General features: G+C 46.5%; 8 protein-coding genes. 2 read left to right on the forward strand and 6 right to left on the reverse strand.

Translation table 11 applies throughout. The annotated features are described in order from the left end of the window. Nucleotides 1-423: 423 nt before the first annotated feature. The 6 genes from C7475_RS22865 to C7475_RS22890 form a co-directional block, all read right to left on the reverse strand. Nucleotides 424-1,890 (reverse strand): MFS transporter, encoded by a 1,467-nt coding sequence (locus C7475_RS22865; protein ID WP_110055724.1) that lies wholly within the window; start codon nucleotides 1,888-1,890, stop codon nucleotides 424-426. A 114-nt stretch (nucleotides 1,891-2,004) separates the two neighbouring features. Further along, nucleotides 2,005-3,747: an alpha-L-arabinofuranosidase gene (locus C7475_RS22870; protein ID WP_110055725.1), complete on the reverse strand. Its 1,743-nt coding sequence runs from the start codon at nucleotides 3,745-3,747 to the stop codon at nucleotides 2,005-2,007. 88 nt (nucleotides 3,748-3,835) lie between these two features. Then, nucleotides 3,836-5,095, reverse strand: a complete 1,260-nt coding sequence (locus C7475_RS22875) for a glycan-binding surface protein (RefSeq protein WP_110055726.1) — start codon at nucleotides 5,093-5,095, stop codon at nucleotides 3,836-3,838. Nucleotides 5,096-5,112: 17 nt separating this feature from the next. Then, the gene (locus C7475_RS22880; protein ID WP_110055727.1) at nucleotides 5,113-6,756 is read right to left on the reverse strand and encodes a RagB/SusD family nutrient uptake outer membrane protein; all 1,644 of its coding nucleotides are present in this window, start codon (nucleotides 6,754-6,756) and stop codon (nucleotides 5,113-5,115) included. 20 nt (nucleotides 6,757-6,776) lie between these two features. After that, complete coding sequence (locus tag C7475_RS22885; protein ID WP_110055728.1) at nucleotides 6,777-9,971, reverse strand: TonB-dependent receptor; 3,195 nt, start codon at nucleotides 9,969-9,971, stop codon at nucleotides 6,777-6,779. 203 nt (nucleotides 9,972-10,174) lie between these two features. Beyond that, entirely contained in the window at nucleotides 10,175-14,341 is a 4,167-nt protein-coding gene (locus tag C7475_RS22890; RefSeq protein ID WP_233259933.1) for a two-component regulator propeller domain-containing protein, read from the reverse strand. A gap of 549 nt (nucleotides 14,342-14,890) precedes the next feature. Between C7475_RS22890 and C7475_RS22900 the strand changes: the two genes are divergently transcribed. Continuing rightward, nucleotides 14,891-15,508 carry a zeta toxin family protein gene (locus C7475_RS22900; protein WP_110055730.1) on the forward strand — a complete coding sequence of 206 codons (618 nt, stop codon included), beginning with the start codon at nucleotides 14,891-14,893 and terminating at the stop codon, nucleotides 15,506-15,508. 323 nt (nucleotides 15,509-15,831) lie between these two features. After that, entirely contained in the window at nucleotides 15,832-17,493 is a 1,662-nt protein-coding gene (locus tag C7475_RS22905; protein WP_110055731.1) for an FAD-dependent oxidoreductase, read from the forward strand. The last annotated feature ends 103 nt before the right edge of the window (nucleotides 17,494-17,596 follow it).

Below are 17,596 nucleotides of genomic sequence, written 5' to 3' on the forward strand. Positions count from 1 at the left end.
GAATTGGCTAAGAAGTCATTACTTTAGGTCATAACGTTGTTTTCTTTGGTTGATGAGTTATTAAAAAACTGGTGCTTTTGTTTGTACAGAATATTCCGGTCCAGGTTTATCTCGTGGGTTGTTTTCTTCGCAGCGTCGTTGATTGTCTTTAACAGGTTAAACCGGATATCTGGATTGTGGGTACAATATACACTTAATTGAAAAAAAATGATGCGGATATGTTGTGCTATTTAACTTTTTATTCCGTAGATGTAGTCTGGTATTGGTTTTCGTGTACTATTAAATTTGATAGTTGTCAGTTGAACAAGTAATTATTTTCAACGTAATCGATTCCGTTTTTCTTATTGTTGTCGTTTGTACAAGTGTTGAACTTTAACGTAATCGATTCCGTTTTTTTGAGATAGGTGATGGCAGGAGAGGATATTATACGTTCCTTTTCTTTAACCTGATAATTGCCCGTAATTGTTCATGCCAGGTAATAATATTACCTATCAGGAAATATTCTTTCAGGTCTCTTTTTATACTTGTGCGCATGACCCTTTTCACAATGTCTTTGTCAACTTCTCCCACTTCTTTTACATGGGCCAGTAATTCCAGTGCTATTAAAGCTAATAAGGCGCCTATTAGGAAAAGGAAGTTCCATTCATGCAGTGAGATAAGACGGCCTGCTTTGTTAATGTCGGGGCTACTCCATTGTGCCGTGATCACCAGGCTTCTGTTGGTGAAATAGTCTGCCAGCGAACCTCCGACCAGTGGCCCTAAAGAGGAGAAGAAAGCAGTGACGATATTCTTCAGTGATAAATATACAATGGCGTCTTCCCGGGGAGCTAATTTCAATCCTATATTGGTGAGTGAGAGGTTAATACCAGCGGTGGAGATGCCAGTGAATATATGGATAAGCACCAGCAGGGTTAGATTGATATACATGCTGGAGTACATTCCTACAAAGCACCATGCAATGATACACACGATATATATTGGGGCGCTTAATGCGATAATGCTTTTATTGCTATACCGGTCTGCAAAGGTACCCCATATGCGTATGGTCATAATGCTGGACAGCTGGCTGATGATAGAAAGGATAATGATGTAGGAAATTGGTAGTCCTAATGCTTTCATCATAAACACGGTAAAGAACGGGGTTGCAAGGTTCAGTGCAAATACCCATGCACAGTTGAAGGTTAACAATCTGCCGAAATTCTTATCCTTTAGCGGTTGATGAAAAAGTGCGAGGATATTGGCATTGGACAGGTAAGATTGTGGTTCAGGGGCTTTGGACAGGACATATCCTCCGATAGTACCAACGATGCCGGCAATGATAAAGAAGATAGCGTATACGCGCAATTCATATTGCGGATACCGGCTTTTGACATAATCCAGTAACACCGCGAGGACAATACTTAATACTACGTCGAGGATCTGGTTATATCGGCTACGGCGTGAGAAGTAAACACCCAACATATTCTCAGGAACGAGGTCCTTCATCCACGAGTTCCAGCTGGGACCGGCGATGGAACCAAAGAAGTAATAAAAGAAGAGAAAGAAAATGAGTATGCTGATAGAGCTGTTCGAAAATACAAGTACACTGATGCCGACGCATACAAGCGGGAACCTGGCAAGAAAGGCACTGAATACGGCGATTGCGCGACGGTTATTATATTTACGGACGAGCCATATTGAGATGAGTTGGAAAATATTGGTGAATGTTGGCAGCGCTGCGAGTATCCCGATCTGAACGTTATTTGCGCCCATTAACAGTGCCATAGCAACAAGGAAAGCGCTACCCGTAAAGGTCGTCATCATTTCTGCAGCAAGCCCATCCCAGATCACAATATTCATACCCCGCCGGACTTCGCTTTCTGTTAATACATCTTTCGGTTTCAAATTCATAAGGCCGCTATTAGTGTGTCACATGTTCAGCGTTTATTACAAATTTCATTCCCGCAGGGGAATGCCGAAAGCGTAAAGGCCGGTGCGTTGACACGCCACCGGCTTTTGGTTCGCCTATTTTTTATCCACAACCAAATTGACGACAGACATGGGAGGCAAGGCGATCTTCACGCCATTGCCTGTATTGGCAGCATATGCCTTAAGGGAGCTGTAGTTGCCCGGGCCTCCGGCAATGCCTGAAGGTCCGGCGTCATTTACAAACACCTTACGGGAGAAGCCGGTACTGCCTTCTCCGCCTGTTAATACATACCAGTAGTAACGGGCGCCCGGATTAAAGTTCTTAAAGCTGAGTGCAATGTTCTGCGTCATTCCAGCTCTGTTGACGAGCGTTACGGATACTTCTCCGGAACTAAAAGTGGATGCATATGCACTGATGTTGGCATTGCTGTCGGACACTGTTGCATTGATACATCTGTCACCCAGGAACTTCTGCATAAAATACTGGTAATAGAAGGCTGGTCTGGGCGACCATTTCGTTTCACCTGTTGCCTGTTCGCCCTGACTGAAAAGCCCATGGTCGTTACCGTTATCCCATGCGTTGGCCAGGTCCCAGCGTGCGGCCATGCCATATTTATTCTTCATTAATTCGCCCCATACCATTACTGTATGCATACCTGCCACCTGCGATACCATTTGTTGTGAGCCGACCGCAAAGATGTTCCATTCCGTGAGTGCGATGGGCTTCATAGCTGTACCGTTACCGGAGATGGAAGATGATACGTGATCGAATATTGCTTTCGTAACGGGAGCTGCGGAAGCAAGCACTTCCTGTGGATTTGAGTTAGTGTTATAGGGGGTGAAATAACTATGCACAATGAAGTAATCTGACACAGCGCCTGTTTGTTGTAAGACGCCGGTGTTCCATTGTCTGTCTGTAACCGTGGCCCAGAAGGCTGGTTCATGTTCCAGCAGTTGTGCGCCGATATAGATCGTTTTACCGTTTTCTGCTGCTGCTTTATGCATAGAGTCGGCAAATACTTTGTAATGGCGGCCATATAGCTGCCCGTTTATAATTTCCGGCTGACCGTCTTTATTCTGCGATACATCAATTCTGTAACCTGCCTGCCAGGTGCCATTGCTTTCATTGCCTATTTCCCAGTACCTGGTGCGGCCATTGTCATACCGTACCCAGTCAGCCGCCAGATGTGCGGCTGCTGCAACAGGATCGGCAGCGGTACTATACCTTGCATATCCGTAGTTAACGGTGATGATACCTTCGTTACCTGTTTGCTGCAACATGTTATAATAGTTAGCTACAGACAGTGTCCAGTTAGCGGTGTTGCCACCATACCAGTAACCGGGATCTATCTGAAATCCTTCTGCATTCAGGAGACTGGCTGGCGCATCAGCAGGAGGATTACCGGGTTGCCTGTTCCAGAAGAAAATACTGCTGATATTACCTCCGGGGAACCTGATAATGCGCGGATGTAAATTAGTGAGGTGAGCCATGAGCAAGGGCTCCGTTACCATCTGCGTCATATAGGGATTGCTGTTGTTGCCAAAAAGTGCAGGGGATATTTTTGTAACGACAGCAGATGCATCTACATTTACCACGACTGTTGTTGATGTTGGCGGAGTGACTTCTGTATAGGCTGGCGGAGTGAAATTCTTTGGCGTCCATGCATCCATGAAAAAACCAATGCTGGAAGCCAGTGAAGGATCATCCGGTGTTACGACCACTCCCGTTGTATCACTGCCATCGTCTTCATCATCATATTTTTCATGGCCATTCTTGCTGCAGGCGGTTGCTATCAATAGTCCGAGACTCATTACAATGATAGCTGATATTCTCTTCATCCGTGAAGTTTTATGCATGATACATTTTTTAAGACAGGCCCACAGAAAGACTTCTGCGGACCTGATCTTTTCCCGTAACTAACATTTTTTATCTAACCTTAATAATTCTGAAGTTGTCGTATGCGGCATTGTACACATCGACAGGATCAGCTTCTGTAATGAAGCGATAGCTGAACGCCACCACGCCGCCTGGCTTTAGGAGATCTCCCATTACGGATGCGCCGGCGCCTGTGCCTTCCACACCATCTGCTACTGTTTTGAATTCAGATAGAGGGATGGTGACGGTTATCCATTGATCTTCTGTATCAAATTTGCCATCTGCGGCGGTTGACCAGGGCATGAGACGGAACGCGTAGTTGTCGCCAAAGCGTAACACCTGGATACCTGCCGTCCAGGGTTCCTTAGTATTCATTTCAAACTTCAGAACATAGTCGGATGCCTGCTGTGTCATGATAGCGGGAGTGAACATGGTTGTGATATCACTGAAATTGCCGGAGCGGTTGCCATTCCACCAGCCGCCGTCATTTGCACCGACACCGCCGAAGATATTCTGCAGATAGTAGCCTCTTGTACCGGGGTACAGTGTTGCATCGTTTGTTCTGTTAGCGCCCCACCATGCCCAGTTGAAGACAGCTGTTTCTCCTGTCTCGCCGTTGTTGGTGAAGTTACTGATCACGTCTCCGCTCTGGTGATCGTTGAGTGGTCCGTCGGACCTGGTAGCGCCATATTTCGCTTCGATGATCAACCTGCCGGTATCTGTGCCGAGGTCGGGCATGATGAGTCCAACTCTGGTACCGGCTTCATTGGCAACAAAGTCGGCCACTTCTCTGCCACCGGGAAGTATGATCTTGTCGATCAACCATAATGCGGCGCCATAGATGATGAGTGAATCACCGGGCAATGCATTTTCATTGGAGATCGCCCAGATAGCAGGAGGAGGAATGTCTACTACAAAAGAATAGGACGTTTCACCGTGTGTTGTCACGATATGGATCATGTTCGGCACATCGGGGTCTGTCGCCTCTGTGGGCGCATTATCGGGTATGGTGATGATCAGGTGTGTATTTGTGTTGTAAGTCGGATTAAAGTAGGCATTCTGTCCGTTGAAAGACACCTGTGTGATGCCGCCCAGGTTCTGTCCTGTGATCAGTACAAGTGTGCCTGGTAGTGCCCTTACGAAAGCACTGTCCTGTTTAGTGGAGTCCAGTAAGGTAACACTGTTGATAATAGGCACACCTGTATGATCATCATCTTTAGAACAGGACATGAAGAATGAGAATGCCACCGGCAGCAGGCATAAGAATACCCATTTCATCTTACTGATGGCAGTTGATTTATAGTGAGTCATAACGCTTCTTTTTTTATTTAAAACTTGTATGGTACCGGTGGTTTTCTCAGATTAGGTGCAGCAGTCATTTCTGCGGCCGGATAAGGCAGCATGAAGTTGCTTTCCGTTACCGGATAGAATGCCGGCGTATCTGAAGTAATGGTCCAGGCAGTTGCATTGATCGGTGAATTGGGAACGAGCCTGTAGGTACCACGATCCTGTGCATTCAGTAAAGCGAGCGCTTTTGCAGGATTGTAATAGTGCAACCTTACAAGGTCATACCATGCCTGTCCTTCCATAGCCAGTTCAAGCCTTCTTTCCAGATGGATATCATCCCAGGTAATACTGGCTTTCGCTGCCAGTCCGGCCCTTGTGCGTACAGCATTAAAGTACTGAAGCGCGCCGCTGTTGCTGGTGGAAGGAGAGTTGCCTAATACGGCTTCCGCATATACCAGGTATACATCCGCCAGGCGTAACATATAGGTATTGATCTCTGTGTGCTGTTGTGTTACTTTGCCGTCGTTGTCTTCGGGACGTCCTACTACATATTTCTTCACCCATGCTCTTGTATTGTATCTTTCATTGCCCACGAAATTCCAGGGCACCTGCAGTTCCTGTATGAGCTTTTTACCCGGGTTGTTAGGATCATCTACTGACTGGTGTATGTAGGAGTAGTGATCGCCGGGCAGCATGAAGGTGCCTTTGCGGCGTTTATCTTCCGGACGGTATAACTTCAGCTGATCAAGCGAAGCGCCAAGATCGCCGCCCCATCCGTCTCCGAAACCTGTGATCTCAGAACCATAGGCAAGGAAGGCCTGTACGCTGTTTTGTGTTCCCCAATCGCCGTCATATTTCCATTGCAGGGCAAACAGGCTTTCGGGATTGTTGTTGTTCTTCATCAGGAAGAGATCTTCGTAATTGCTCATTAAGGAAGCGCCGCTGTTCATGATCACATCATTAGCGTACCATGCGGCACTATCGAGATCGGACTGATTACGGGAACCGGATACGCCGGCACGGGTAAGGAACATTTTAGCAAGCATACCTTCGGCAGCCCATTTGGTTAAACGTCCTTTTTGGAGTGGTGTAGCAGGCAGATTTTCCGCAGCGAAACGGATATCGCGGATGATGAATTCCCATACTGATTCTACTGTATTCCTGGTGATGGTTGTATCAGTAAGCAGCGTGTTATTATCAACAATAATGGGAACGGCGCCCCAGTTCTGTACCAGATAGGAATAGGCGAGCCCTCTCATAAAACGGCCTTCTGCGATGCCTGCCTGTTTCACTGCTTCCGGTACGCTTGGGGCTGTATATTTCGTGAGATTACTGATGGCCATATTGGCTTGTGCCACGACGTTGAAGAAGGAGGTCCAGGAGCTATATACTTCAGGTGTTACGTCTGTTGTTTGCATCCTGATGTTTTCCAGCTGATAAGAACCGGACATCAGTATACCGGCCCTGCCATCTCCGATACCATGTGAGGCTTTATCGTTGTAAGCAAACCATACGATGTTATAAAGTGGTGATGTACCTGCCAGCACCTGATCGGATGTTTTATAAAAATTCACGTCCACGATCGCGTCTTCAGGAGGTCTGTTCAGGAAGTCCTTACTACAGGCTGATAGTGTTATCAGGCAGATAAACGTGATCAGATATTTATGGTGGATCATCTTTTTCATAGTGTTAGTTTAAAGGCTCATTAAAAATCAACGGCTACACTTGCTGAATACAATCTGGTGAGAGGATAACGACCGGCGTCCACACCCATCAGCTGACTGTTTAACTGCACTTCTTTACCCAGGTACGCGCCTACTTCAGGATCATATCCTTTATACTTTGTGAAGGTGGCAAGGTTCTGAACGCCCGCTGACAAACGGACGTTGTTTACAACAGATTGATTCTTGAGCAGCGTACGTGGAATAGTGTAACCTAATTGTACATTCTTGATCCTGATATATGAGCCGTCTTCCACGAACAGATTAGTGAAGCGGTTGCCGTTACCATTGATGTCGGTAGCTACTATTCTCGGAACGTTGGTGCCGGGATTCAGCAGATGCGCTTTGCCGCCTTCGTCTGATACACGTGCATAACCAAAGGATTCCTGCAAGAGGTTCCTGCCAAGATTGATATTATTTGGATTGGTATTTTCAAAACGCAGGTAATTGAAGATGTCATTGCCCTGTACACCGGTAACCAGTATACTGAGGTCAAATCCTTTGTAAGCGAAAGTATTCGTGAGACCGAATGTCAGTTTAGGCCAGGGGTTACCGATGTAGGTCTGGTCCCGTGAATCAATGATCTTATCACCATTGAGATCTTTATACTTCACATCTCCTACCCAAACACCATCTGTTGCTACAGGTAGGCGGGTACCGTCTGCCTGTGCAGGTATGGCGCTGCCGTTAATCTCTTCCACTGACTGGAACAGTCCATCGGCCACATAACCATAGAACTGCCAGGGCGCTTCTCCTATCACAGAACGGGAGGTGAAGTTATTCATGTACCAGGCCGTCCTGGACAGAAAGGCAGCATCAGAATAGAACTTGGTGACTTTGGTTTTAAAGGAAGAAATATTAAAGTTGGTCCTCCAAACGAAGCCGCTTCTGTTATCGATGTTCACCGTGTTCAGCGTGATGCCGAAGCCTTTATTCTGCATAGCACCGATGTTCACTACCGGAGGATTAATGGCCCCTTCGCCCTGTGTACCCATATAGGCGGGTAGAGGGTTTGGCATCAGCAGGTTATCTGTTTTCTTGATATAGAAGTCTCCTTCCAGTTGGATCCTGTCTTTCAGTACACTGAGGTTGAAGCCAATGTTTTTAGTCATGGTAGATTCCCATTTCAGACCGGCATTACCATACTGTCCCGTACGGAAGCCTGCACCCCAGGGAGAGGTAACTGCCGATAGTGAGGAGAACTGTGCACCACCGCTACCATTGTTGCCCGTAGTACCGTATTCTGCGCGGATCTTCAGCTCGTTGATGAAGGGCAGGTCCTTCATAAAGTCTTCGCCGGTAATGCGCCAGGCAACGGAAACGGAAGGGAAGTATCCCCATCTGTTTTCGATACCGAAATTGGATGAGCCGTCGGCCCGTCCTGCCAGTTGCAGGATATACCTGTTATCGTATGTGTAATTGATACGGCCCAGGTAAGATTCCAGTGCGCCTGAATTCTTATAGCTACCGGTGGTTTGTCCGAGGGCATCACCGAGGTTCAGGGAAGGGATATCATTGCTTGCAAATCCTACACGTTGTGCGGAGAAGCCCTGACCATTCCAGGCCTGTGCTTCATGGCTTACCATTACACCGAAGCTGTGTTTACCTATTTCCCTGTTATATTGTAAGAGCTCATTGAGGTTCCAGTAGAAGTTCCTGCCGTTATTGATAGCCAGCGTAGCCTTTTCATTGACGTTATATCCCAGCTGATAAGTAGGGGTGAATTTGCTACCGTCTGAATATTCAAAGTTGCCATTGAAGCTGGTGCGGAAGGTCAGTCCCTTAATGATGTTTATTTCAGCAGTGGCCCCGCCTAGTCCGCCGGTACGTTTATAATCATTGTTGACCAGGCTTGCTATGGCCACAGGATTGAGTGGTGCGAACTTGGCGTTGCTGCCATATTCATTTTCTGTAGCGCCGCCCCAGCTGCCATCAGGATTTCTTACCGGGATATTCGGCGCGAGGTTGATGGCATTCCTGACAACATCTTCGCTGGTGGAAGCCAGTTTTTCTTTTGTCTGGTAGAAGTTCAGAGAGGTGCTTAATTTCAACCATGTAAAGGCCTGGTTGTCGAGGTTGAGGCGGAAGGAGTAACGGTCGAATTTAGAGCCTATGGCCACGCCATCTTGTTTGAAGTATTCGCCAGACATGTAATAGGTGGTATTGTTAGAGCCTCCGCCAATGGTCACCTGGTGTTTCTGCAAGGGTGCGGTTTGGAACAAGGCGTCCTGCCAGTTGGTACCGTGCCCCAATACGCCGGGATTCTGAAATTCCGGTTGAGGAGCGCGGCTTAGCAGGAGATCAATTTCATTGTTCATCTGCGCGAACTGTTGGAGGTTCATGGTGGAGATGTCTTCAGGTTTATCCTGGAGCGTGTACAGGTAGTTATAAGACACTTTCACTTTACCAGCCTTACCGCGTTTAGTGGTGACCAGTACCACGCCGTTTGTGGCTCTGGAACCATATACTGCGGTAGCGGAAGGGCCCTGGAGGATCTCGATGGATTCTATGTCGGCCGGATTGATACCTGCCAGTGCATTGACAGAACTGGTAGCGCCATAAGAGATAGTGGCTGGTTGTATCTGTACCCCGTCGATCACATATAATGGTTCATTGGTACCGCTGAGCGTACTGACGCCACGGATATTGACAGAGATCCCGCCTCCGGGCTGACCGGAGTTCTGGGTAACGTATACACCGGCAGCACGGCCCTGAATGGCCTGATCTATCGTTGTGTTTACGGTACGGTTTACGTCGGCGGAGGTAATGGATACCTGTGCGCTGCTCTGGTCGGTCTTTTTCATTTTACCGTAACCGATAACTACTACGTCATTCAGTTTGCGGTAATCGTCCTGTAAAGCGATGTTGACTGCACCGGAAGTACCGGTTTTAAAGTCGCGGGGCATGAATCCCATAGATGAAATGCTGATCACCTGGCCGGGAGCAGCCTTAATAGTAAAATTTCCTTTGTCATCGGTTGTAGTGGCTTTTTTAGTTCCTTTAATAGTAATAGAAGCACCCGGAACCGGGCTGCCTGTTTCCCTGGAAGTAACTGTACCGGAAACGGTCCGTTCGTCGCCGGATTGGTTCTGTGCCCGGGCCGGCATAATAAAAGCACAAAAGAAGGTCACGATCCATACCAATAGGTATGACCCTCCAGTAATACTGGCTCGTTTCATAGCGTGGAGATTAAGTTTTTAAATTAATGCGCGATCGTTTCGATTTTGGTGAATTTGTACACAGGCATAATGTCCCTCATAACGATAACATAAAAGTATCGTTATGTGTTGAAAAGCAGGGAGGTGCAATGTTTATTAAAAGGGATAAAATGTTGCAGGAGGGGTATCAAATGTAACATTTAACGGTATCGCTCTTTGCAAAGCTATTTCCTCATAGTGGCCACGTATGCGGATGGCAGCATGTTATAGGCCATTTTGAAGTATTTGGCGAAGTACTTAGGATTATTAAAGCCGACCTCGTAAGCGACCTCCGTCACATTCATTTCTGTTTTGGACAGTAGCTGGGCAGCTTTTTTGATGCGTACGGTACGGATGAACTCTACGGGTGTTTGACCTGTCAGGGAGAAAATGCGTCTGTACACGGATACCCGGTTCATGCAAAGCTCCCTGCTTAGTTCTTCAACAGAGAAGCCTGCGTTGGACAGGTTCTTTTCCACAATGGCGAGTGCTTTCTGGAGGAACTTCTCGTTAGGGGTGGCAATATAAGGGTCATCGGCAGTGGTGGTCATCGGGCCGATGATATGTTTTACTGTTGTTTGGCGGGATAGGAGGTTACGGATCCTGGACAGCATGATCTCGAAGTTGAAAGGTTTCACCATATAGTCGGCCGCACCGGTTTCCAGTCCTTTCAGCTGTTCTTCTTCCCCGGCCATGGCGGTGAGGAGTATCACGGGGATGTGGCGGGTACGGTTATCGTGTTTGATCTTCCTGCACAGCTCCACGCCATCCATAACGGGCATATTGATATCGCTGACAACCAGGTCGGGGTGACCTGAAAGGGTCTTTTGCCACCCGGCTCCGCCATCGGCAGCTTCAATAATATGGTAATAGTCCTTCAGATTTTCTTTCAGGTAGAAGCGGAAGTCGTCATTGTCTTCTATGAGCAGGATGGTCTGCTTTTCGGTTGCCTGCACGTTAAGGAAGGCAGGGACAATGTCTTCTTCTACTGCTGCCGGCACTACCGGGGAAGAGACCTGGACAGGGACCGTTTCAATAGTTGGTGCTGCTGAAGGCTCAAAAGGTAATCTGACGATAAAACAGCTGCCCTTATTGACTTCACTATCCACTGTGATGGACCCGTTATTGAGTTTCACGAATTCTTTGGTAATAGCCAGGCCGATACCGCTGCCCCGGTTAACGAAGCCTCCGGGCATATCGCTTTGGAAGAACTGTTCGAAGACTTTCTCATGTCTTTCGGGCGGAATACCGATACCGGTGTCTTTAACCCTTATTTCCAGCCATGTTTTATCTGCGGTGGCACTTGCGGTCATATCGAGGCTTACAGCGCCTCCCTGGGGCGTAAATTTGAATGCATTGGAAAGGAGGTTAAAGAGTATCCGCTCAATTTTATCGGGGTCGAAGCTGGTATACAGCTGGCTGCAACTGCTTTGATAAGAGAAGTTGATCTGTTTCCTTTCGGCAAGGTCGGTGAAGGAACAGGCCACCTCTTTTATAAAACCGGCAATATCGCCCGCAACAGGGTCCAGTTTCAGTTCATGCATTTCCATCTTCCTGAAGTCCATCAGCTGATTGACCAGGTTGAGCAAACGTTTGGCATTACGGTAGATGAGCTGGAACTTATTTTTATCTTCCTGGTTCCTGGTTTGTTGAATGATCTCTTCAATCGGCGAAAGGATCAGGGAGACAGGTGTGCGGAACTCATGGCTGACGTTCGTAAATAATTTGATCTTCATCATGTCCAGTTCGTGCATACGCTGGGCCTCCTTTCTTTCCTGGGCAAGCACGAAGCGCGTATGGGCCCGTTTGATGACCCTTCTTCTTAAAAGGAGCAGTATGGCGATTGCCAGGACCACATAAGCGATATAGGCAAGGGGCGTTTTCCAGAACGGAGGCCTGATGTGTATTTTCAGGGAGATACCTTCTTCGTTCCAGTAACCGTCTTCGTTGGCGGCTTTCAGTAAGAGGGTGTATGTGCCGGGATTGATATTGGTGTAGGTGATACGTCTTGTTTTGCCATCTGTGGTCAGCCATTCCTTATTAAAGTTCTCCAGTTTGTAAGCATACCTGTTCTTGTCGGTATTGATGAAGTTCAGGGCTGCAAAATCGATAGAGATATCATTCTCATTATACTTCAGCACTATTTCTTTTATTTCGGACAGGGAAGTAGGGAGGATGACCCGTTTCCTTATCTTTTCATTCACTTCTACCGGCCTGTTGAACAACTGAAGCCCTGTGAATACGAGAGCCGGTTGATTGGTATTCTGCGGCAGTGAGGAGGGAGAGAACATATTAAACCCATCTGCTCCGCCGAAAACAAGTTCTCCTGATCTGAGCTTCAGGGCAGCATTGACATTGAATGCCTTTCCCTGCAGGCCGTCTTTATCGTCGTAATTCCGGCAGCTGATGGTTAGTCCTTCGGGACCTTCTATTACCGTGATCTTACCTAATCCGTTGGAGGTGCTGACCCAGAGGTGGCCTTCATCGTCTTCCAGGATGCAGACAATGTTATTGTCCGGCAGGCCGTCTTTTACTGTAAATGATCTGAATGTCTGAGAGGCTTCGTCAAACACATTAAGGCCTGAACGGGTGCCCGCCCACATATGCCCTTTCCGGTCGTATAACAGGGTGGTAACGTTATCGTTACTCAACTGATGGGTGGTGGTGAGATAATGTACGAAAATGCCCTTAGAATTGTCCAGGACGTCAATACCATAGGCGGTAGCTACCCAGAGATTCCCCTGTTTATCTTCTGCAAAAGCGGTAATAAAGTTTGAGTGTACTGAGGCCGGTTGATTTACATTATTGTGGTAGAAGATGCCATTACCTGGATCGAACCTGTCTAAGCCTCCTCCCAGGGTACCTACCCAGAAGTTGTTACGCTTATCCTTGTATATTTTCCAGACCGTTTTGTTGGCCAGGCTGTTGGGATTTTTATCGTTATGCTGGTAGTGGGTGAACCTGCCTTTGTTGTAGTAATCCATCCCACCAAAATAGTATCCGATCCAGAGGTTGTCGTGGTCGTCTACATACAGGCTGACGATGACGTCATTGCTGATGCTGTTATCATCGCCGGGGCGGTGCTGGAAGCGGGTAAACGAACCGGCAGTGCGATCGTGATAAATGAGGCCGCCTCCGTTCGTACCGATCCAGAGATTCCCTTTTTTGTCTTCCGCAAAACAGTTCACATCATTATAGCTCAGGCTCTGTTTATCTGTATGACTGTGTTTGAAGAGGGGAAACTTGAGCATGTTCTCTGTGAAGTAACTGATGCCTCTTTTATAAGTGCCGCACCAGATAATGCCGAAGTTATCTTTATAGAGTGCATAAATAGCATTTTCTGCAACGCTCTTGGGGTCTTCTTCCCTGTTGAGCAGGAAACGGGAGGAGAAGTCGTTTTTATTGATCAGGTTAATGCCTCCGTGGTCAGTTCCTATCCAGATGATGTTTTTATCATCCTGCACGATGCTGTTAACGATATCGTTATTCAGGAAGCCATTACGGCTTGACAAATGTTTGATCGTCCCCTTTTGCGCATTCAGGTATATGACGCCGAAGTCATTTTCCAGCATATAGATCCAGAGATCTTCCTGTGCATCGATGAAAAAGCGGAGTGGGGCCTGTGGCTTTTCTATCATGGGGATGATATGATCGTTACGATAAACGATCCTGTTGGTGCTGATATCCAGTTTTTCCAGCCTGCCATTGGTGTAGAGTATAACGAGCCTGTTTTGGGCGTCTTCCTTCATGTCGGCGACGGCAGCTCCTGTACTTCCGGGAATGAGGAATTTAGTAGCGCGCCCGGTGCTGTCAATCCGGTATAATCCGCCGTTGGAATAAGCTAACCACCAGGTATTGCCGGTTTGAGCGAGACCGGACACATAATAACCGGACAGCCCTTTGCTTTGCAGCCATAAGGTAGCGCTGGAGAATTGTTCCCTGACGGGATCGTAGAGGTTATCGCCATTGCGGGTTTTGACGTAGAGTTTGTTCTCCGGAGCGGGATAGATGCCCATGATATAGTCGTCGCTCAGTGAGTTGGAGTCGGCTGCATTGTGTCTGAAAGCTTTGAAGGAGTAACCGTCATAACGGTTCAATCCGCTCATTGTTCCAAACCACATGAATCCTTTAGCGTCTTTGTAGATACAATTGACCTGGTTGTGGGACAGGCCATTATTGACATTCAAAGAAGAGAACTGGTAAGAGGGCTGTTGTGAATAGACATAGTTTACCAGCAATAACAGCGGAATCAGTTGTATTTTCTTAAACATGGAATAGGCATCGGTACTAATATAAATATACCATTTTAGGCTCACATGGGGAGTACAGGCGGGGGCTTCTTTTATAGACATTATGATTATTTTTACTGGAAATGCCAGGAATCCGGTAATAAGGGATGGTATGTTTTCATGCTTAACAAACACCTTAATAAGCCGTTTTTCATAATATTGAAGAAGGCTAATGTGAGGGGCCAGGATCACATAATCACATCATGTAATCTTAATGGGAGTGACTCCTTCTGTGAAGGTTGCAAATATTTTATTATCAGATTATTATATTGATAAATTAATGACTATGCAAGTGTAAAAGGCCTTTAGAATTTAGGTTAATAGATTTTTGTTAATTTTGTATCCTACAAGTATAAATTAATGATGAATCGAAGTAAACAAAATAAGTTAATTTTTGAATTGTCCCGTGTTCAAAAAGTAATTCGATTTAAAGAAGTATTGGATGAGGCCATGTTGCAAACATATGCAATGGACAGGCCGTTAGTTTATCGTAATGACCTTTGCGTTAAAAAAAACCAGTTTATCCACCAACATAAAGATGGAAGGATGTTTTTGATCGAGCAAGATCAGAATGATTCAAAAGAGCGGATCCTTAAAGAGTTGCATTAATTTATGTCTGCGCCAAGGCTTTTCATTATTGCCGGACCTAACGGTTCGGGAAAAAGTTTGTTCTCCAAAGTACTTACAGGAAAAAAACTCAATGTTTTTGATGGCGACAAGCACATGTCATCTCTCGTAAAGCAATTCCCCGAGACAGGGAGTGAGGCGTTATGGTCGTACATTGATAGCAATATCTTTATGGCGGAAAAGCTGGACGCGATCCATCATGGTTCAGACTATGCATTTGAGACTAATTTCAGTTCGTCAGATCGGATGTCCTCGGCGAGGCAATTTAAAGAGAAGGGTTATGAGGTTCACTTAATATTTATGGGGCTGAACTCTATTGAGGAATCGATTCAGAGGGTTGAGCAGCGTGTCCAACTTGGCGGACATAAGGTTGCGGAACCATCCATTCGTTATAACTATGAACATGGATACAAGAATCTTTATAAATATTTCAGGGAATTCGATTCAGTAAGCCTGTACGATAACTCAATCCCTAATATTGCAGCACCACAAGTTCCTGAAGAAATCTTATATATCACAGGTGGTGAGTTACATTTGAATATGAAGAAATATCCTGACTGGGTAAGCCCCCTAATGAAGGCCATAAATGGGTCCTCAATCTAATTTTATTAATCATTGTCCTGAAGGTTACGTCTGATCAGCAATAAAATCATTTTACAAGTCCCCCAAACAAATCATCTCATTCCATTGTTGTTTACATCACTGTCAGGGAATTCTTATTTGCAGAAAGCTCCAATAATCAAAAAAATATATACCACGAGATCATTCCATATTCATGAAAACACCAGTGATTACTGATCAGGTAGTCCGGTAGTCTCATTCTTTTATAACCTTATTTTATTGTTCCTGTCATTGACGGACGGGATAGTCATGTGTTTAATCAGCGAAATAACCAGTAAAGCATCATCTCAAAAAACCAATTTCTTATGGCAAATGAACAAATTGACATCGCCATTGTAGGTGGAGGCGTTTCCGGCGTATACAGCGCCTGGAAACTGCAAAAGGAATTCCCTGGCCAGAAGATCGTTGTATTCGAGGGCAGCGATCATATAGGAGGCCGTTTACTTTCCGTAAAACCACCAAATATCCCCGATATGGTGGCTGAGCTGGGAGGAATGCGCATATTGGAAAATAATCAGTTCAGGATCGTGAAGCTGATTGATGATCTGAACGCGCTGTTACCCGCAGATAAGAAAATTACGACTTATGATTTTCCGGTGGATGAGAGCCAGAACATCGCATACCTGAGAGGAGAATTCCTCCGGTTGTTTGACTTTGCGATCCCTGACAGGATACCTTACAATCTTTCCTTCCTTGAAGCGGGAAATGGTCCTGGTACCATCATCGTGAATGCTATTGAACAGATCGTACCAGGTATAACGGATGAGTCGCTGAATGAAGAGCAACGCCGGGAGATGGCAAGGAATGCCACTTTTGATGGTGTTGAGCTGTACAACTGGGGCTTCTGGAACCTGCTCTACCGTGTTATCAGCAGTGAGGGATACCAGTTCAGCATAGATGCGGGCGGCTATGATTCTACCTTGCTTAACTGGAATGCCGCGGATGCAATTCCCTGGTATCTTTCTGATTTTGGGATCTCGCCGGAGTACAAAGGATTTACCAACGGCTTCCAGCAGGTGCCTATTGTACTGGCTCAATTTTTTCAAGAAGGCGGGGGAGAAATACGCCTGAAGAAAAAATTAATGGGTTTTGAATTTACTGGCGGGCAGTTTGTGCTTGATTTTAACGGAGAAAAGATAAACGCAGGAAAATTGATCCTGGCTATGCCACGGCGATCGCTGGACCTGCTGATGCCTGAAAGTGAAGCGTTGAAAGGTATACAGCCTTTGATCAGTAGCGTCACTCCGCGTCCTTTGTTCAAATTGTTTACCACTTATGGTAGTCCGTGGTGGAGGATATCAGGATATACCAATGCAGAAGGAAAGTTCGTACCTGTACAGTCAGGCCGTTCTGTAACTGATCTGCCGGTACGTCAGACTTATTATTGGCCGAAGCGTGATGGAACGCCTGCTATAAGCGGACCATCTATGCTACTGGCCAGTTATGACGATGGCAGTAATACAGGTTTCTGGGATGGTTTACGGCCACAACGTAGCGCTGCATGGCGCAAGAGTGGCGCACGCGCAGCGATGGTGAATCCGTTTGTTGGAGTGGACGATAAAAAAGCCCCGGTGATAAATGGTGTCGATGCGCGCCTTAACCAGACCTGGGCGCAATATGAGGCGCCAGAACGCATGGTAGAAGAAATTGGCCGTCAATTAACCCAGATGCACGACCTGGATTATACTCCGGAGATCAGAGCTGCCGCATTCCGTGATTGGGGTGAAGACCCATTTGGCGGTGGCTGGAACAGCTGGAATATCGGTGTGAAGAGCTGGGAGGTGAGAGATAAGATCGTTCATCCGATAGATAACTGTCCGCTGTATATCTGTGGCGAGGCATATTCTGATGCACAGGGCTGGGTAGAAGGCGCTTTGCAGACGGCAGATATAATGCTGGCCAGTTTATTGAATAAACCATTACCGGCCAGTAAGCAGGCAAGGCCTGTTGCGGCAGCTACATCGTGAGCTGATATTTCATAGAAGCATTTTCAGGGGACTCAGTTTGGGTCCCCTTTTCAGTATATACAGGGTTTTATACAACAGGATCGGTACATTTGCAGTATACTTA

Source organism: Chitinophaga sp. S165 (assembly GCF_003182155.1).
Taxonomy (GTDB): Bacteria; Bacteroidota; Bacteroidia; order Chitinophagales; family Chitinophagaceae; genus Chitinophaga.